This is a genomic window from Neptuniibacter caesariensis (genome assembly GCF_000153345.1).
Taxonomy (GTDB): domain Bacteria; phylum Pseudomonadota; class Gammaproteobacteria; order Pseudomonadales; family Balneatricaceae; genus Neptuniibacter; species Neptuniibacter caesariensis.
In genome coordinates, this window is sequence record NZ_CH724125.1 from 1658082 (window position 1) to 1678106 (window position 20025).

Genomic DNA, 20025 nt, shown 5'->3' on the forward strand with positions numbered 1-20025 from the left:
AAAAGTTAAAGAAAACGAGCCATTTGATGTAGCTCTGCGTCGTTTCAAACGTTCTTGCGAAAAAGCAGGTATCTTGGCTGAAGTTCGTCGTCGTGAATTCTACGAGAAGCCAACATCTGTACGTAAGCGTAAAGCAGCAGCAGCTGTGAAACGTCACGCTAAAAAAGTATCTCGCGAAAACGCTCGCCGCGTTCGCCTGTACTAATCCACGAGATAATTAGATCCCGTCCAGAGGAAATTGCCAGATGTCTGAGTTGAAGCAGCAGATCACTAATGAGATGAAAGCTGCCATGCGTGCCAAAGAGAAAGCACGCCTGACAACTATTCGAATGATCCTGGCAGAACTAAAGCGCATCGAAGTTGACGAGCGTATTGAACTGGACGACACCCGAGTACTGGCGGTGCTAGATAAAATGTCTAAGCAGCGCCGTGACTCTATCTCGCAATTTGAAGAAGCGGCACGCATGGATCTTGCAGATGCTGAGCGACAGGAGCTGGAGGTGATTAAAACTTTCCTGCCGCAACCGCTAACCGAAGAAGAGATTGCAGCGCTCGTTAAATCAGCTGCCGACAGCTCAGGCGCACAGTCCATGCAGGACATGGGCAAGGTAATGGCAATACTGAAACCACAGGTTCAGGGCCGCGCCGATATGGGCATCATTTCCAAACTCGTCAAAGAGCAGCTATCCGGTTAAACTCCTGCTGATACTCTTTATTCAGCAGAGCTCTCCATGGCCGGTAGAATTCCTCAGCATTTTATAGACGACCTCCTTGCTCGCATTAATATTATTGATGTGTTGGATGGACGCGTTCAAAAGCTGAAACGAACTGGCAAAAACTATTCAGGGCTATGCCCATTCCATAAAGAAAAAACTCCTTCTTTTACTGCTAATCAAGAGAAGCAATTTTACTACTGCTTCGGCTGCGGCGCAGGCGGCAATGCATTAGGGTTTCTTATGGATTATGAGAACCTGAATTTCCCAGAAGCCGTTGAAGAATTAGCCAAAACCGCTGGCATGGAAGTTCCACGGGATGATTCACCGCAGCAGCGCGAACATGATTTAAGGCTCAGCAAACTTTATGAGCTACTGAAAGCAGCCAGCAGTTACTACGAAGATCAACTGCGCAGCCACCAAACCAGAGAAAGCGCAGTAAACTACCTAAAGTCGCGTGGACTGTCTGGTCAGGCCGCAAAAGCCTTTTCGATCGGCTTCGCCCCCTCTGGCTGGGATAATATTCTCAATCACTTAGGCAAATCAGAAGAAGAGATTCAACTTCTGGAAGAATCCGGTTTACTTATTCACAACGAAGAACGTGATAGTCGCTATGATCGCTTTAGAAATCGAATCATGTTCCCAATACGCGATCAACGCGGCCGTGTAATCGGCTTCGGTGGTCGAGTCCTCGGTGACGACAAACCAAAGTATCTTAACTCACCAGAAACCCCCACCTTTCACAAGAGCAGAGAGCTATACGGCCTGTATGAGGCAAGAAAACACAACCAAAAGCTCGAGCGACTAATTATTGTTGAAGGGTATATGGATGTCGTAGGGCTGGCCCAGTTTGATATTCATTACGCTGTTGCCACACTAGGTACCGCCACTACCAGCCAACATTTGGAAAGGCTGTTTAAAATAGTACCGGAAGTCATTTTCTGCTTTGATGGCGACAACGCCGGGCGTGAAGCTGCGATGCGCGCACTTAAAACCACACTACCGGTCATTGAAGATGGAAAAGAAGCTCGCTTTCTATTCCTGCCCGATGGAGAGGATCCCGATAGTCTTGTTCGCCAGGAAGGCAAAGAGAATTTCGAAAATCGAATCAGCACAGCTCAACCCTTGTCGGAATTCTTCTTCAAGTGCCACTCAGAAGGTGCCGACCTGGATAGCATGGATGGACGAGCGCGCTTCAGCACAGAAGTGCTACCCGCGATTAATTCCATGAAAACCAGCCTCTTACAACAGATGATGCTGGATAAAATATGCGAATTAACACACCTTTCACTGGAACAGATCCAGACAGCCATTAACTTTCGCGAATCGGTCCAGGAACCTGCCCAAGCCCAGAACAACAATCCGGTCCAGCACTACTCTGAAAATGAGTACGATTACTCAGGTTATGACTATAGTCCTGAAGAGCGGGAATACCAGCCAGGCTATGAAGATGCTTACAATTTTTCCGGTGATGATTACGCCCCAAAACCGAAGAAAAATTACAAACAAAGAGACGGAAAACCCCGTTCTTTCCAGCCACCACCAAGAAACACAGAATTGAGCTTTGCCCAGAAACTGGTCAGCCTGTTACTCCACTTTCCGAAACTAGCATCAGAGTATCGATTACCTGAAGGCACAGAGCTCATAAACGATAGCAACATTAAAATTTTGTCTCAGCTTGTGGATTATTACTCCAGAAATCCAGATTCATCCCTGGGTCAATTGGTTGTAGACTGGCGAGAAGATGCAGCACTGTCTGAAACTATCGTGCAGCTTTATGAAATATCCAGCTCACTAGAGATAAAATCTGAAGCAGAAGGGCGCGTTTACCTAAATGACGCCCTTAAAGAACTTGAGCTAAAAGCCATTGAAGCAGACGTTTCCAGCCTACAAAAGAAGCACGAATTAAAAGCTGAAGAGAAGCAAAGATTACTGCAACACTTTAAACGTCTGAATGAACTGAAATCCTCATATGCAAAGGAAATTTAGGGGAAGCACTTGAAATTTCCCCAACAAATCTCCATATATACGTTCAACACTGCTATTTTCCCAGCAAGTTGCTGATAAATAGTCTATTTTTAACTTGCACGAAGATATAACTCAATAGGTCATTTTTCTAGCAAAGCGCATGCTTCATCGCTATAATGGCCTGCTCGAATTTTCATCTATTTTCTAGTCACAGGGTCCTATGTCCGATACTTCTCAGCAACAGCAGTCTCGCCTTAAGGAATTGATCGCCCGTGGTAAGGAGCAGGGTTACCTAACCTACTCCGAAGTGAATGACCACCTGCCACAGGATATTGCCGATCCAGATCAGGTTGAAGATATCATCCGCATGATCAATGACATGGGTATATCCGTGTCGGAAGAAGCTCCAGATGCAGAAACCCTGCTTATGACAGAGGGTGACTCTGCAGAAGAGGCAGATGAAGAAGCAGTAGCAGCACTTGCCGCCGTTGAATCTGACGCTGGCCGTACCACTGACCCTGTTCGTATGTATATGCGAGAAATGGGTACAGTAGAGCTGCTGACGCGTGAAGGCGAAATCAGCATTGCTAAGCGTATCGAAGAAGGACTTCGTGAAGTAATGTCCGCGGTTGCCTGCTTCCCAGGCACTGTAGAAAGCATCCTTGAAGCTTACAAACTAACCCTTGAAGAGGAAGGTCGCCTGAGCGACATCTTCAGCGGTTATATCGATGCAGACGACGATGAAGAGATCCCTGCTGCCGTCATTCCTGGCTCTGAAGAAGATCTCTCTGATGAAGACGATGACGAAGACGAAGACAGCGATGACGATGACGATGAAGAAGATGAGAAAGAGAAAGGCCCTGACCCTGAAGAAGCAGCGCGTCGTTTCGGCCTTCTTTCTGATAACTATGACGCATTGCTAATCGCATTAGACAAGCATGGCCGTGATAGCAAAGAGTTCGGCGCTGCTCAGGTTGAACTGAGCGAATCATTTGCACCGATTAAACTGGCTCCTCGCTATTATGAAGCACTGGTAAACCAGGTTCGCTCCACGATTGAGAACATTCGCAATCAGGAACGTACGATCATGCGAATCTGCACTCAACGTGCAAAAATGCCACGGAAAACATTTATTAAAGAGTTCCCGGGCAATGAAGTTAATGCTGATTGGTTCAATCAGGTTATTGAATCCGGCGAGAGCTATTCTCGTGCGATCAAAACCAATCTGATCGAACTGAAGCGTGCGCAGAAAAAGCTGATTCAGGCAGAGATCGAAACAGGCATTAGTCTCGCCGAGATCAAAGAAGTTAATCGCCGCATGTCTATTGGCGAAGCACGCGCTCGACGTGCCAAGAAAGAGATGGTTGAAGCCAACCTACGTCTGGTTATCTCCATCGCCAAAAAGTATACAAACCGCGGACTGCAATTCCTGGACCTTATCCAGGAGGGCAACATCGGTCTGATGAAGGCTGTTGATAAGTTTGAATACCGTCGTGGTTACAAATTCTCTACCTACGCAACATGGTGGATCCGTCAGGCAATCACTCGCTCGATTGCCGACCAGGCGCGCACAATCCGTATTCCTGTTCACATGATCGAGACGATCAACAAATTGAACCGCATCTCCCGTCAGATGCTTCAGGAAATGGGACGAGAAGCAACGCCGGAAGAGCTGGCTGAACGTATGGAAATGCCAGAAGATAAAGTTCGCAAGGTGCTGAAAATTGCTAAAGAACCTATCTCTATGGAAACACCAATCGGTGACGATGAAGATTCCAGTCTGGGCGATTTCATTGAAGATACAACCATCTCGTCTCCTGTAGACTCAGCAACAGGCGAAGGCCTGCGCGAAGCGACTAGAGAGGTACTGGCTGGTCTGACTGTACGTGAATCTAAAGTTCTACGTATGCGTTTCGGTATCGAGATGAACACCGACCACACATTGGAAGAAGTCGGCAAGCAGTTCGACGTTACGCGTGAGCGTATCCGTCAGATCGAAGCTAAAGCACTTCGCAAACTTCGTCACCCAAGCCGCTCAGAACACTTACGCGGCTTCCTCGACGAACAGTAAATTCTTTTAAATCAAATCCTTGTGCCCATGCAACCATATCGGTATCATGGGCACCCTCAATTTTGGGGGCCTTTAGCTCAGTTGGTTAGAGCATCCGACTCATAATCGGCAGGTCCTGGGTTCGAGTCCCGGAAGGCCCACCATCTAAACTCAATCAGCACTGCGACCTCGAGATCCAAGCAACTCACCAGAAGCTCTCACCTTCAAACAACAGATAAGTAACTTTTCAAATATTAAAAACTGTATAATCGCGTGAAATACCCCTGGAGAATTCTTAATATGGAACAAAAGCACTCCCCAGAGCATCCACTTAATGATCATATAGACTTATTTTTTCTGTTTCTGCAATTGTGGCGCTCGAAGCTTTTAATTCTTGGAATCACAGCACTCATTACCCTTTGCGGGGCTGCATATTCTTTTCTTTCTACACCTATTTACCAGAGCTCAGCTGTTTTAGCCTCACCATCAGAAAGCGACTTGATTGAAATAAGAAAAATTCACACCCTACTACAACAAATTATTTACAGTGAAACTGCATCAGAAGAAGCCTCAACTACTGATATTTTTGGCCAGTTCATTAGTGCACTGAACTCTAACAGATATAAAAATAGCTTTTTGTCAAAACCAGAATTGCTGGACCATTTTCGCAATGACAATACGACACAACTGCAAGCCCGCAAAGAATTTAATAGAGCATTGAAAGTAACACTTCCCGACACCGAAGAGATCAATCACATTACGATATCACTAAGAACAAAATCTCCAGAATTATCCTCTAGTTGGCTAAATGAATATATAAGCTTCGCGCATCAACAGTTCTCCAAAGAGCTAACCAACAATCTTCAAGCCCGCATTCATGCCGCCCAAAACAACCTTTTACTTACAATTCAATCAAAGAAAGCAAACTACCATTCCAATCTAATTGAAGAGATCAAAAGCATTGAAGAAGCATTAATCATTGCCAACGAGATTGGACTGGTAAATCCATTAAAGACTGAAACTAACTTTGGCAAGCAACATATAATCGATCAAATGAGAGGCATATACCGCTTAGGAAGCAAATCACTCAATGCGGAGTTAAATGCCCTTAAAGCCAGAGAAAAAAACCTAGATAACATACCAGGCTTGTCAGATGAAAAACTAAAACTAGAACTTTTAGCCAACATCGATTTAGACAGCAAATTAATTTCCGCAATGATTCTGGATCTAGCAGCGGAGCCTGCCCCAAAGCCAATTGAGCCCCGCAAAACAATAATAATACTTTTATCAATAGTGGCCGGGCTACTTATTGGCATTATGACGGTACTCGCAGGGAACCTTGTTAGACATCGCCGCACCTGACCCTCTAGTGCAAGGAAGGGGGAACCCCTTCCTGATTTTGCAACCAATCCACCAATGGAGATGAAGGCTTAAACCCTGAAACCGAATTTTCCAACAACTCCCTCGCCAAACGACTATCTTCTTTAAGTATTGCTCTTTCCAGGCCTTCCACTAGTTTATGGAGCTGCTCGTGAGTAAGCCTTTCTTCTTGAGCCCGCATAATTTTCGCATGCTCAGTTCCTATAACATCCTCACCAATAAGCAGCTCCTCATAAAGCTTTTCACCTGGTCTAAGTCCACTATAAGAAATTTCAATACCGCCAGCCACATCAGTTCTTTTAATCTCAAACCCCATCAACTTTATCATTCTCTCAGCAAGCTCTGTGATTTTAACCGGCTGCCCCATATCCAACACAAACACATCCCCCCCTTTCGCCATTGAGCCAGCCTGAATAACCAAAGAAGCCGCCTCAGGAATCGTCATAAAAAAACGGGTAATTTCAGGATGGGTAACTGTAACAGGCCCTCCAGAACTTATTTGTTGACGAAACAGTGGTACAACCGAACCCGATGACCCAAGAACATTACCAAATCTCACCATAGAAAAAACGGTTTTGTCCGATTTATTCGCAAGATCCTGTAAGATCAACTCAGCTAAGCGCTTCGTAGCACCCATAATATTGGTTGGCCTTACCGCCTTATCCGTTGAAATGAGCACAAATCGCTCAACTCCATTATCAAAAGCTGCACGAGCAATCACTCTTGTCCCAAATGCATTATTTCTTATACCTTCAAATATATTATGTTCAACCATTGGAACATGCTTGTACGCAGCAGCATGATAAATTGTGTCAATTTTAAAACGCTGAATAACTCGACGCACTCGCGAATCATCAAGAACATTTCCAAGAACAGAATAGATAGGTATAACCTTACCTGCTTCCAACAGAGCCTTCTGCAACTCCTTTTCTATCGTGTACAATGCAAATTCACACATTTCGTAAAGAACTAGGCTAGTGGGACTATTTTCAATAACCTGCCGGCAAATTTCAGCCCCTATAGAACCACCCGCTCCGCTTACCAAAACAACCTTATTATTAATACTACAACCAATCAGTGTCGGATCCGCTGGTACTGCGTCACGCCCTAATAAATCCTCAGGTTCAACATCACGTAAGCTATCTACAGATTCACCGGAAATAATATCCGACATATTAGGAATGGTTTTTACATGAACACCATGGTCAGCTAATCTTTCGAGTATCTCCCTACGCTGCGTTTTCCCAATAGATGGTAAGGCCAATAAAACATAACTAATACCCAGATCATCAATTAGAGCCTGTAAATTTTCAGGATCATATACTGGAAGGCCATTTACAGTACTTTTCCATAAGCCTTTATCATCATCCAAGAACCCAACCGGTAAGAATTCTGCACCGCTTCCCAGAGCCGCAGCCAACTGAACCCCTGATCCCCCAGCCCCGTAGATCAGAACAGGCTCTTTATTAATATAATTTCTTAAGAGCCAATGATAATAACTTCTAACCAGCAGCCTGCTACCTCCAACATAAACCAAAGCAGCTAAAGCAAAAATAATAGGAACTGAACGTGGAAAGAGTTGTATTTGTAACAAGATCGCACCCGCCCATAGCAATACTGCAAGTGTGAGCACCCCTTTACAAACGGATAAAATCGCTTGAGCTCCCATAAATCTTACTATTGCCCGATACAAACCAAGCCTCGTAAAGATCACAACACCCACAAAGGGTATGAGTATAAATAGCTCTAATGCTTGCTCCATGTATGAAACCGGCCACCATTCAGCAAAACGCAATGCATAACCAGACCATAAAGCCAAGGGCAAAGCTATCAGATCAGCTATTACCATGATTGCTTTTTTTGTATTTCTCCCCAAAGTCAAGAAACGATAATGTGCCGACTTTGTAGAAGCTCCGTAATACTCATCCATAAAGACTTGCCGATATTCTCTCTAAAATGAAATCCGTAAATTAACCCTAATAGCGCTTAAGCAGATGGAGAAGGTAACTCCAAACAACTCAAAACCCTTCTTGAACTAAGCACACCAAATACAACCTAACGACATTAATTATCGCTTATCCAATAGATAAAATCAGCAACAGTAGACAGCTCAGCCCAACCAGCATGTCGCCAATTGCAATTACCAGTACAAATATATGGAATTCTAGTTTTAAATGATAGAATTACAGAAATAATTCAAAATCCTCTACATACTGCGACATGACTGATTTTTCAAAGCTTATTAATGAAAAACAACGCACAGCCTGGACTACACGATCAATTTCAAACTATCTGTGGTCTTCAGAAGAACCCTCGGACCTTAAAAAGACCGAACGCTGGCTGGCAAAGCATTCTATTGACTTCACGGCTTTAGCCCCCTCGTTTCTTCGTGATGAGCATGAACGTCCAGCAAAATCTGCTGTAATATCGCAAATACTGGAGCTCAGCCGCAGGAAACGAAAAACGGTCCTCTTTGCTTCTATTTATTCAGTCAACATGGATTGCTCTGTGCTTTTTGCCAACGACGGGCGAGCAGGGCGTCGCTGGGTTTTCATTCCTAGTTCTTATCCATCGAGCAAACAACTGGAACAAGCATTATCCGTTCTAGCCGAGGGTGAAGATAAAGATATAACTCTTATCCCATCAGGCCTTATGGTTCAAACCTGCAGAGAGATAGCACATCAAAAGCAAACGCATGATTTTAAGCTTAAGACCAACTCCTTAAGAATTTCGTTGGAGATTTATTCACATGGAAAAAGAGATATTTCTGCCTATGTGAGCAATTCAGAACAACTTCTCCCTGAAAGCTCCATGAGTCACTTAGATAGACTTGAGGCTGAAGCAATACATATTATTCGTGAGGTTGTTGCTGAAGCAGACAATCCGGTGATGCTCTATTCAGTCGGTAAAGATTCTTCCGTCATGCTGCACCTAGCACGGAAAGCATTTTACCCGAGCCTACCACCATTTCCCCTACTACATGTAGATACAAGGTGGAAATTTCAGGCTATGTATGATTTTAGGGACTATATGGCAGAAACCAGTGGAATGGACTTATTGGTACACATCAACCCCGAAGGCGTTGAAAAAAATATCAATCCATTAGACCACGGATCAGCTTTACATACAGACATCATGAAAACACAAGGACTCAAACAAGCTCTTGATCATTATAATTTTGATGTTGCATTTGGCGGCGCCAGAAGAGATGAAGAAAAGTCCCGCGCTAAAGAACGAATTTTCTCCTTCAGAACCAGCACTCACCGCTGGGATCCAAAAAATCAAAGACCTGAGCTTTGGCATCAGTACAATGGTCGAAAAAAACCTGATGAAAGCATGCGAGTCTTCCCATTATCTAATTGGACGGAACTTGATATATGGCAGTACATTTATCGTGAGCAAATACCCATCGTTCCTCTGTATTTCGCTACAGACAGACCTGTAGTTGAGCGTGATGGAATGCTAGTAATGATTGACGATAATCGCTTAAAGCTTTACCCAGATGAAAAAATCTTTATTAAAAAAGTGCGCTTCCGTACTTTAGGCTGCTATCCCCTTACCGGAGCAATAGAATCTGATGCAAACGATCTTGCTTCCATCGTTCTAGAATTACTGAGCGCAAGAACTAGTGAAAGACAGGGGCGCGCAATTGATTCCGACTCTTCTGCTTCAATGGAAATGAAAAAGCAGGAGGGATACTTCTGATGACAACTAACCCAACTTCAAAAGAACGTGTCAACGCCTACCTTGCTGAACAGGCCAGTTTGGATACGCTGCGCTTTATAACTTGTGGGAGCGTCGATGATGGGAAAAGTACTTTAATTGGACGCATGTTATATGAAGCACAAATGATCTTTGAAGATCAAGTTTCAGCGCTAAAGAATGAATCCAAGAAAATAGGGACACAAGGCAGGGATATTGACTTTGCTCTACTGGTCGATGGGCTTGCTGCTGAACGAGAGCAAGGCATCACTATAGATGTCGCATATCGCTTTTTTTCTACAGATAGACGCAAGTTCATTGTTGCAGATACACCAGGACATGAACAATACACTCGCAATATGGTTACAGGTGCGTCAACAGCTGACGTTGCAGTCATACTAATTGACGCTCGACAAGGCGTCCTTACCCAGACGCGCCGCCATTCTATGATCTGTTCGGTACTGGGAATTAAGCATGTTGTTTTAGCGATCAATAAAATGGATATTGTGGGTTATTCACAAAAAACCTATGAGAAAGTTGAAGCGGACTATCGCAATTTCGCCAATGAACTCGATTTCGATTCTATTACTCCCATACCGATGTCCGCACTCAAAGGCGATAATGTTGTTGAACGTTCAAAACATACAGAGTGGTTCCACGGTCCAACTCTAGCCGGCTATTTAGAGACAGTTGATACACGCAGTTCTGAATCCGAACAACCTTTCCGCATGCCCGTTCAATGGGTTAACCGGCCGAACCAGGATTTTCGTGGCTTATCTGGAACAGTTGAAGCCGGTAGCATTGCAATTGACCAGCCTGTACGGATTCTTCCATCAGGCGAAACCGCTAATATTAAAAATATCATCCTCTTTAAAAATGAGCTCAAAAATGCGCGGGCAGGCCAAGCTATAACTGTGACTCTAGATAAAGAGATTGATGCTTCTCGAGGAGATGTAATAGCAGCAGCTGACTCGCCATGTCAGGTTTCGGATCAATTCGAAATGGAGCTTGTATGGATGGATAGAGAGCCTGGCTATATCGGCCGTTCCTACCTTATGAAGATAGGTACCGCTCTCGTTAATGCTCAAATCACTGATATCAAGCATAAATTCAACATCAATACATTTGATAAACTCTCCGCCTCAAAGCTTGAGCTCAATGATTTAAGTGTCGTTAAAATCAAAACTGATCGTATGGTTCCTTACGAATCATACAGAAACTGTGCAGGACTGGGTGGTTTGATCCTGATTGATCGTATTAGCAACCAAACAGTAGCTGCAGGTATGATTAAGTTTGCTTTGCGCAGAGCAAGCAATGTTCATCAACACAAGCTTGACGTGGATAAAAGTGCACGCCGCAGGCTCAATGGCCATTCAAGTAAAGTACTTTGGTTTACCGGCCTCTCTGGTTCAGGAAAATCGACCATAGCCAATGCTCTGGAAAAAGAGCTACATGCTAAAGGTATACGAACTTATATTCTAGATGGCGACAATATCCGGCACGGGCTGAATAAAGATTTAGGATTTACTGATGCAGACCGAATTGAAAACATTCGCCGTATAAGCGAAGTCGCTAAACTTATGGTCGACGCAGGAATCGTAGTTATCACTGCGTTTATATCCCCTTTCAGAGCAGAACGGCAGATGGCTAGAGAGATGTTTGACGAGGGAGAGTTTTCTGAAGTCTACATCAATACACCAATCGAAGTTGCTGAATCTCGGGACCCTAAAGGGCTTTACAAGAAAGCAAGAAAAGGAGAATTACCTAACTTCACAGGCATTGGTAGCCCTTACGAAGCCCCAGAAACACCTGACTTTATTTTGAATACAGAAGATAAAAGTGTAGACGCTTTAGTTTCAGAACTTATGGAGTCAATGGAGTTTTAGACATGTCCATAGCCAAAAAAATTTTCAAAAATTCAGAACTGTTTCAACAACTTGAAAAGCTCATGAATGATGCTGATACTTCCATCTTAGAGATTTATAACAGCAATAATTTCGGTGAAGAAAGCAAAGGCGATGACTCTCCAGTTACCAAAGCAGATCTGGCAGCCCATCAGTTACTTGTTGATGGGTTACAACAATTAACTCCGAACATCCCTATTGTAAGCGAAGAAGACCCTTCTTCTCTTACAATTCCTGCAGAACATTCGGCGTATTGGTTAATCGACCCACTTGATGGCACCAAAGAGTTTATTAAAAGAAATGACGAATTCACATGCAACCTCGCACTCATAGAAAGTGGTGCATCAACTCTTGGATTTGTCAGTATTCCAGCCAAGCAAGAACTTTATTACGGGGGCAAAGAACTAGGCTCGTTTAAACAACACAAACAGCATGAGCCAACACCGATTCACCACTCTTCCAAGAAAGGAGCAACGCGAGTTGTTGCAAGTAAGAGTCACCTTAATGCTGAGACTCAGGAATTTATAGCTCAGCTACAAGGAAAAATTGAGCTTATTCAAGCAGGCAGTAGTCTTAAATTCTTGAAAATCGCGACAGGTGAAGCAGATCTTTATCCAAGACTCGCCCCCACATGCGAATGGGATACAGCAGCTGCTCACGCTATTCTTGAAGGCGCAGGCGGTAAAGTTCTACAAGCAGATAGTCTACAGCCCCTGGTTTATGCCAAAGAGAACATATTAAACCCCTACTTCATTGCGTCAGCTAAGGGATGATCGGACTTGAGTGGGCTCCTCTCATAGGGGCATTGATAGGAACAGTTGTTGGCTTTACAGGAGTGGGGGGTGGAGCCTTAATGGCACCCATATTACTTTTGGGATTTGGACTTGAGCTCACTGCTGTAGTTGCAACTGATCTTCTTTTTGCAGCAGTAACAAAACTCGCATCAAGCACAGTACATAACAAAAACAAGCTTATAGATTGGCAAGTTTCAAAAAGAATGTGGCTGGGGAGCATACCAGCATCGCTGCTTACATTATCCCTTGTTTCTTATGGCATTATTGAATCCAATTCCGAATGGATTATCAAACTACTCGGCGGACTGATTTTCATGTCGGGAATTTCAATACTATTTGGTTCAAAGCTTCAATTATTTCAACGAACTCAGCGGATTCAGGCACCAGATCAATTCAAAAAAATGCAGGCGCCAACAACCACTTTATCAGGCGCACTCCTAGGCACTTTAGTCACCTTAACATCTATAGGCGCAGGAGCGCTTGGTGCTGTCATACTACGATCGTTATACCCGCTTAGGATGAATACCCAAAAACTGGTTGCAACAGATACCATACATGCCATCCCGGTATCTTTAATTGCTGGCGCTGGATACCTATTACTTGGGCATGTAAATATAGAGATTCTTATTCTCATGTTATCTGGTTCAATCCCTGGGGCAATTTTTTCTAGCAATATAATCAAAAAGGTATCACCACATATTATCAAGAAAGGACTGGCCCTAGCCCTAATCGCTGCTTCATTAAAAATGATGTCAGAATAAAAAATGTTATTTATGGCTCCTAACTAACTCGATCTCCACTACCTTTACCCAGTAACGTTGCGAGTATGTATCTGAAATAATTAGGAACAGTTAGATTATCAATCATTTCCCGATCAGTTTTAGCCAGTAGTTCAGGCGTTGACATATCTATTGCATTAATCTGCGCCAAGCCTGTGATTCCAGGGCGAACATTATATACTCCTAGTAAATCCCTTTCCCTTATCAACCTCTCTTGATTAAACAAATTTGGGCGTGGCCCGACCAAGCTCATAGCACCTGTAAGCACATTCCATAGTTGAGGCAACTCATCTAACTTAGTTCGTCTTAACACTCCTCCTAACTTAGTTATCGATGCCGCCGAAGCCAGGTGACTCGCTACCGATTGGGTATCTTTGGTCATTGTGCGAAACTTCACCAATTTGAAAGGTTTTTTTCCCCGTCCAACACGCACCTGCACAAATAAAGGAGACCCGGTATCAAAAAGACCAATAATAAAAATCACAAGTAAAACTGGAAAACCAAATAAAAGACCACAAAGGGCAAGTGTAATGTCTATAAAACGTATCATGGAATTAATCCTCAAAAAAACAGCGCTTAAAACCTTCATCTACAGATACAGTTGGCTCCCAATCTAATAACTCTCGTGTTTTAGCAATATCAACTTGTAGAGATCCAAACAGTCTTTGGGCAATCACCTTTCTCCCTAAAAGGGTTAACAGACCCACTAATACAGATTCAGGGACAGAAAATAGGCGAATCGCTCGCCCCTTAGCAATAGCTAACTTTTTAATTAGGTCCGTAGTTGATAAATCCTTGCCATCACTAACCAAAAACACTTGGTTTGCAGCCTCTGGGTGATCCAAACAAGTACTAACCAAATCAACTAAATTATCCAAAGCCACAAATGAGCGTAAATTATTAGTTTGGCCGAGAGGTAAGGGAACTCCTCTATCAATGAGACCGATGATATTAGCTAAGTTACCTTTAACGTGAGGCCCATAGATTAGAGGCGGCCGGATAACAACAACCTCCATCCCCGTCTGTGATGCAAGTTTAAACAAAGCATTCTCTGCTTCAAATTTTGAAATACCATATGCATCTTCTGGCGCAGGGATATCGTCTGCTTTAAACGGTGCGGACGAAATTGTACTCTCTCCGTTTACTTTGATAGAACTTATGTAAATAAAACGTTTAACACCTGCTGATGCTGCTTGCTTTGCCAGATTTATAGTCCCAGAAACATTAACTCGTCGATACTCTTCCAAGGGATCGGAACATTCATCTTTCATAATATGAGCACGTGCGGCAGCGTGAATTACCACCTGTTGCCCATAAAGGGCGTGCGACCAATCAGCGTATCCATCCATTTCACCAATAGAATAAGTGGAACACTGAAAACCTGTTTTAGCAGTTCGGAGAGCCACTGTTACTGAATGATTTTGAGACAAATACTCTAATAGGCCCTTCCCTACAAAGCCTGTCGCCCCAGTTAGCAATACATTCACTTAAAGGCTCCTAATACATAGGCAAACAGAAAGGCAGCCCTGTCACGTGGACGCCTACGGAACTTACATATATTTAAGTAGGGGGAATTATTTTGCAAAAAGTAATCTAAAGGCTCACCTGTAACTGCGAAAACAACTTTTCTTGCTTCGTCCCTATACCACTGATTTTTAATTTTTTTTATACGCTTATAGTACGCCTTCAAGTTATTATTTGTGCCAACCTGATTACCTTCGTGCTGCCGGTACAGCATTGTTGGCTGATCATAGATAAGCCATTTATAATCCTGATTGCGGCAAAATGCGTAGATTAGCCAATCATGCAACTCGACTTGTTTACATCCCCTTACATCAGAGACAATAAATTCACGGAGAGGCTTATATACTGATGATGATAAAACATATGTACATCCTGGGCCTGCAGCTTCAAAAAAATAATCAAACTCAACCTGAGGATATGACTTTTTAATAAGTTCTTGTCTGCCGTCTTCCCAAAAAGCGAGTACATCGCTGGAAAATATATCGAAACCACGCTCCGATATGTGATGCCAGGCAGTGTGAAGTTTAGTCTCGTACCAGATGTCATCCTGGTCAGAAAAAGCCACCATATCAAATTCTTGAGGCTCTACATCGCAAATAAGCCTGTAAAAATTAGGTCCAGCACCGCCAAATTTTTCACCATAAGGTAATAATGTTATTCGTGAGTCTACATTCGCTTTTTTATGGATGATATCCAAAGTTGTATCATTCGAAAGATCGGCGCTAACAAATATTTTTACCTTTACCCCTGTTTGTGCCAGTATCGAATCGATCTGCTCTTCTATCCAGCGATCACCGTTATATGCTGCGAGTAAAATGGCACAACTGGGTAATTTTGATTCCTTATTTCCTACAATATGGGCTGACACAGTTTATTTACCTGTCGTATGAAGATTCCAACTTATTCGAGTTTAAGCTCGCCAAGATTAAGTCAATGACTGACCTTACTTGATGTAATTTAGGGGCTGGATGATCAGTCTATTACTATCTAAGTAGTTTTTTTTATAACCTTATGATGCGCTACAAAAAAACACAATCCGAGTGCAAAAAAAGCAAAATGGCCTGATTTAACACTAGAAAGCGCTTCATTAACTAATGAAAAAACGGCGATAAAAACAACTAAGGCAAGCCCCCCAGCAAGACGGTAGTTACGACTCAGAGATTGCAACATGGCAGCAACAAAGCCCAAAAGGACCAGGCCTGTAAAAATAAAACCATGATCACTGAGGATCTTAGCATAGAAGGAATCAAGATGACCCGGCCTTCCATATTGTATGGAGTATTCCAAAAAAGAAAGGGCACCCCCTCCAAAAAAGAACTTTTCTAGATCCACCCATTCTAAGTACCTTACAAAATTAGAAAACCGCACCCCTAAAGACGGATCCGCGCTGAGAGTTTCAAAATCCATTAAAAAAATAGAAAGTGCTTTGGACTTTACAAGCAAACTGGCCAAAGCGGCTACACCAACAGCAAAAAACCATCTAACATTATTTATCTTGGATATAATGAGCGCTATGAAGAAGGCTCCTGCACCTACTCTTGAATCACTAAGCAGCAATGCTGACATATTGATTACAAATAATGTAATAAAAATACGCTTGCTTATCGCTGAATCTTCCCATGTATGTATCATCATAATAAAGCCGATTGCTACAACAAAGGCAAAAGGTGATGGCACATGAAAAAAACCAAACCATAAGTGTTTAGTGTAGATTCCGAGAAAATGATATAAAAACAACCCAGAGAGGTGCATCAATGAATTTAATGCCGAGAAGTAAACTACTATCTTTAGTGCACTACTGGTTTTTATCCTGCCTGCATCATAACCAAGCCAAACACAAGCAATCATACTTGAATACCAAAGGATCTGGCCAAGAGCATTGAAAGGGTGGGAACTAGTAATTGGAAGAATTAGAGCGACTTGAAACCAAAGAAAAATAAAAAATAAAACCCACGGATTAGTTACTTTGAACTTTTTGAAGCACAAGTAAGGTATTAGTGCCGCCCAAAATAGAAACATCGATAAAACGTCTAGCCGTAAATCACTGACTCCACCAGATAGTTGAAAAAAATTAATTCTAGGTGTAAATATAAACAGGGTAAAAAAAACCAATGAAATCTTTACCGGGCTTATCAGGAATGACGCTGCCATATTATTTAACAACGTCATTCTTTTGAATAGAACATACTTGATCACAAATTCTCAGATCTGACTCAAGGTGCGTGACAATAATTACTGTTTTGCCATGAGATTTTTCTGTTACAAAGTCAAGAACTAGTTCCCGTGAAGCCGCATCAAGGCCTGCTGTAAATTCATCGAGCGCGATTAGCTTGACTTCAGAAAAGGAATAGGCGAAAGCTAAAGATATACGCTTAAGCTCACCACCCGAGAAATCAGAGTGATTAACTATTCTTTCACGAACCGTTTCTAAGCCAAAATTAAATCCAAGATGGCTCAAATTTTCATCAAAGATCTCACGAACAAAATCACTTCGGGAACCAGTACCCTCTACAACATATTTTTGGACAAGATCTAAAGTTGGAGACTGAGAGACAACGCTGCATTTATTTCTCCAGGCCACGTGGCAAAGAGAACCCAGCTCGAAATCATCAAAATAAATCCGACCTGAATTATGAGGACTACAACCCAAAAGAATATTAACAAATGTTGACTTACCAACTCCTGATGGGCCGACAATTGCAGTTATTGAGTTTCTATGAACCTGGATATTATATAAAAACGGTGATTGATCAGCTGAATATTTATATTTAACAGAATCAAAACTTAGAGTATGCCAGTCGGGAATATCTAGAGATTGATGTTGATGAAAACGGCTGCCATGAGAGATTGTTTCGAGAACTGAAGCAACGATGGATTCTCCATTCTTCATTGAAGAAAGCATAAAAAATATTTGCTGCATCAGAGGCAACAACCTCAAAATAGCTACAAGCAGTATCATTAATGAGGCACCATCATAACTACCACTGCCAGTTATATAATAAAAATATATAATTGCTATAGAAATTAAGACACCCTCTAGCAACAACTTTGGCAACTGAGAAATAAATGCGGCCTTACCATTAGCCTCTGCGAGTTTCTGCGCACAACTATCAAAATCATTTACCGATGGTTTCAATTCTCCATAAAGCAGAAATTCACGAGGAGAATTAAGTACTCTTGATGTAAACTTAACTAATCTCGTTGTTTCTTTGTTAGCAATTGATCCCATAGTGAAAAGCCGACTTCGGGTGAGCCTGATCACTATTAAATAATAGCCCCCCGCAATAAGTGCAATACCTAAAGTTTCCTCCCAGGCAACAAACAACAAATACAAAAAAATCACAACAAAAATAAGGCTTGTCGAGAAAAGGTGCAACAAAGGATTAATAAAGCGCTCAGCGACTATTAATGCCTTGGTGGCAATTTGTGATGTAATTTCATTTGAATCGTGAGCAACAGAAACGTCGACACCAATTCGCTTAATAACCGATTTATACAATGAAGAAGCAACATCCCCTCCCATTGCATGAGCTAGCCCCGAGCCTAATTTCAAAACTTTAATTCGAAAAGCAATAGATATATAAAAGACAAGAAAGAATAAAATCACATAATAAAAATCAGCCACACCCTGATAGTTTAAGCCAGAAAAAAAGTCCATTAAGAAAAAGTCATCTTTTTTATCAGAAATAAGATAGCTTGCAATTTCATAAAGAAAAGCCAACGAAAAGAGCTCCATCAATGAACTTAAAATTGCAAACAATACAAATCCAATAGCCCTGCGTTTTCTATCAAAATGAAGGCAATCCCAAACCTCCTGAACCTTCCTTCCGTAACTTGCCAAGATGCACCTTTTACTTACTATAACCGAAAGTCTCAAAATCAGACTTATAAATATCAAAAATAGCTGATCGTTCCTCTACACCCAATTGCTTTTCATAAGGTGAAAGTAAATTATGTATTTTGGGGCGTGCATTTTTAACAACCGCAGTAGAAATTTCCCTGCCAAAAAACTCACTCAACGTATTAACTGACTCGTCATATTCCTCAAGCTTAATTATTGTTTTAGTCACAACGCTACCATCTATTTCTAACCATTTAGTTTGTGGCCAAATAGACTTATCACCCCACTTATTATTCTCAAAATCAATAATAATTTCTGGCAAGAGCGCAACAAATTTTGAAACTGAAGATATATCCCCAAACTTTGAAAACTCTTGATATAACCAGGAATTAGATCTTTTGATATGATTATAATATGACAAGCAGCGATGATAGGGGTTTCGAACAATTGACAAACCATTGTATTCCTCAAAATCCTCTCCTAGGTACCCTTTGATTTCTGCTACCGATGAGTGATCTCTAAGACCTGCCTCTTGAGATTCCATTGTCGGAAATAAATCTGACACCTGTGAAATCAGCGAAGTACCTCCACATTTATTAATGTGGCAATAATAGATTTTTCTCTCAAAGTTTATCAATTCAATTTTCCCTAACTAACTCATCTATTCTTTCAGAAACAATACGATAAAATTTCTTTGTATGCCTAATGTACCGACCACTATCAATTTCGCTTGGAAGGAATACCTCGGCATCAACACCATTAAAGTAAGTTTTAGCTATTTCATCATAATCGAGCAAGCCGTAATGCTTCTCTTTTGCCCATTGAATAACCATTTCTCTCAAAAGTTCCCTTTTCTTAATATTATGAAGATTATGCGGAACAGAAATGATTATTTTCCATTTTAAAGAATCAGCAAGCTCACTTATTTGGGCTAGCTTACACTTAAATTCTTCAACACTTAACTCTGAATAACTAGTAGCCCCTCCTGCATTCTTAGCTCCTTCTGCAGGCATAAATGAGTAAAATTCTATTCCCTTATGGTTTTTTAGAGAAATATACTTTAAAGAACTTAGTTCAAGAACCAAGCAATTATAGTCTGAAAGATTAGTAGGGCGGCTTACGTCAACTTCAGGGCCAAAAATAAGTTTTGAAATCCTACCTCTATTTGTCGTTTTCTTAAAATAACGTTTAATTTCACTCTCAGAAAAAGAATTCAAATCAATTGAATTTTCACCCAGGATATAGTTGAGACTTTGTATTGTTTCCGGTGCACCAGAAACAATACCGAGAGGGTTAATCAAATATTCCCTTTTATTCGAAAAATCTAAAAAAGGCTGATACAGGCGGCAGGATCCAATTAAAATATACAT

At 41.9% G+C, this 20025-nt stretch carries 17 protein-coding genes and 1 tRNA gene; 10 read left to right on the forward strand and 8 right to left on the reverse strand.

Annotated elements, in window-relative coordinates; all coding sequences use genetic code 11:
- From rpsU to MED92_RS07845, 6 genes are all read left to right on the forward strand, one after another.
- Positions 1-205: 30S ribosomal protein S21 (gene rpsU / locus MED92_RS07820; RefSeq protein WP_007020987.1), on the forward strand; the 205-nt coding region annotated here is incomplete at its 5' end.
- A gap of 40 nt (positions 206-245) precedes the next feature.
- Positions 246-695, forward strand: coding sequence for a GatB/YqeY domain-containing protein (locus MED92_RS07825; protein WP_007020988.1), 450 nt, complete (start codon positions 246-248; stop codon positions 693-695).
- Positions 696-731: 36 nt separating this feature from the next.
- Positions 732-2702: a DNA primase gene (gene dnaG, locus MED92_RS07830; protein WP_007020989.1), complete on the forward strand. Its 1971-nt coding sequence runs from the start codon at positions 732-734 to the stop codon at positions 2700-2702.
- Between the two features lie 199 nt (positions 2703-2901).
- Complete coding sequence (gene rpoD / locus MED92_RS07835) at positions 2902-4752, forward strand: RNA polymerase sigma factor RpoD (RefSeq protein WP_007020990.1); 1851 nt, start codon at positions 2902-2904, stop codon at positions 4750-4752.
- Between the two features lie 66 nt (positions 4753-4818).
- Positions 4819-4895, forward strand: a tRNA-Ile gene (locus MED92_RS07840).
- Positions 4896-5031: 136 nt separating this feature from the next.
- On the forward strand, positions 5032-6093 hold the full coding sequence (locus MED92_RS07845; protein ID WP_007020991.1) for an LPS O-antigen chain length determinant protein WzzB: 1062 nt from the start codon (positions 5032-5034) through the stop codon (positions 6091-6093).
- Between the two features lie 4 nt (positions 6094-6097).
- On the opposite strand, the gene MED92_RS07850 is transcribed toward MED92_RS07845, so the two are convergent.
- The gene (locus MED92_RS07850; RefSeq protein ID WP_050764141.1) at positions 6098-8041 is read right to left on the reverse strand and encodes a polysaccharide biosynthesis protein; all 1944 of its coding nucleotides are present in this window, start codon (positions 8039-8041) and stop codon (positions 6098-6100) included.
- 881 nt (positions 8042-8922) lie between these two features.
- On the opposite strand from MED92_RS07850, the gene cysD reads away from it, so the two are divergent.
- From cysD to MED92_RS07870, 4 genes are read left to right on the forward strand one after another with little or no spacing between them, the layout of a single operon-like run.
- Positions 8923-9816, forward strand: a complete 894-nt coding sequence (gene cysD / locus MED92_RS19130) for a sulfate adenylyltransferase subunit CysD (protein WP_202899558.1) — start codon at positions 8923-8925, stop codon at positions 9814-9816.
- The gene (cysN, locus tag MED92_RS07860) at positions 9816-11699 is read left to right on the forward strand and encodes a sulfate adenylyltransferase subunit CysN (protein ID WP_007020994.1); all 1884 of its coding nucleotides are present in this window, start codon (positions 9816-9818) and stop codon (positions 11697-11699) included. Before cysD ends, cysN begins: the two co-directional genes overlap by 1 nt.
- A gap of 2 nt (positions 11700-11701) precedes the next feature.
- A complete protein-coding gene (gene cysQ / locus MED92_RS07865; protein ID WP_007020995.1) occupies positions 11702-12490 on the forward strand; it encodes a 3'(2'),5'-bisphosphate nucleotidase CysQ in 789 nt (262 codons plus the stop codon).
- Entirely contained in the window at positions 12487-13272 is a 786-nt protein-coding gene (locus tag MED92_RS07870; protein WP_007020996.1) for a sulfite exporter TauE/SafE family protein, read from the forward strand. Before cysQ ends, MED92_RS07870 begins: the two co-directional genes overlap by 4 nt.
- Before the next feature lie 19 nt (positions 13273-13291).
- Here the strand turns inward: MED92_RS07870 and MED92_RS07875 are convergent, their stop codons facing one another.
- From MED92_RS07875 to MED92_RS07905, 7 genes are all read right to left on the reverse strand, one after another.
- Entirely contained in the window at positions 13292-13840 is a 549-nt protein-coding gene (locus MED92_RS07875; RefSeq protein ID WP_007020997.1) for a sugar transferase, read from the reverse strand.
- Between the two features lie 4 nt (positions 13841-13844).
- The gene (locus MED92_RS07880) at positions 13845-14777 is read right to left on the reverse strand and encodes a UDP-glucose 4-epimerase family protein (protein ID WP_007020998.1); all 933 of its coding nucleotides are present in this window, start codon (positions 14775-14777) and stop codon (positions 13845-13847) included.
- Positions 14774-15682, reverse strand: a complete 909-nt coding sequence (locus MED92_RS07885) for a glycosyltransferase (RefSeq protein WP_007020999.1) — start codon at positions 15680-15682, stop codon at positions 14774-14776. Before MED92_RS07885 ends, MED92_RS07880 begins: the two co-directional genes overlap by 4 nt.
- A 119-nt stretch (positions 15683-15801) precedes the next feature.
- Positions 15802-16977, reverse strand: coding sequence for a hypothetical protein (locus MED92_RS07890; RefSeq protein WP_154715152.1), 1176 nt, complete (start codon positions 16975-16977; stop codon positions 15802-15804).
- Positions 16967-18655 carry an ATP-binding cassette domain-containing protein gene (locus tag MED92_RS07895; RefSeq protein WP_154715153.1) on the reverse strand — a complete coding sequence of 563 codons (1689 nt, stop codon included), beginning with the start codon at positions 18653-18655 and terminating at the stop codon, positions 16967-16969. The genes MED92_RS07890 and MED92_RS07895 overlap by 11 nt, the downstream gene beginning before the upstream one ends.
- A gap of 10 nt (positions 18656-18665) precedes the next feature.
- A complete protein-coding gene (locus tag MED92_RS07900) occupies positions 18666-19292 on the reverse strand; it encodes a sulfotransferase family 2 domain-containing protein (RefSeq protein ID WP_162010861.1) in 627 nt (208 codons plus the stop codon).
- Position 19293: 1 nt separating this feature from the next.
- Positions 19294-20025, reverse strand: coding sequence for a hypothetical protein (locus MED92_RS07905; protein WP_007021003.1), 732 nt, complete (start codon positions 20023-20025; stop codon positions 19294-19296).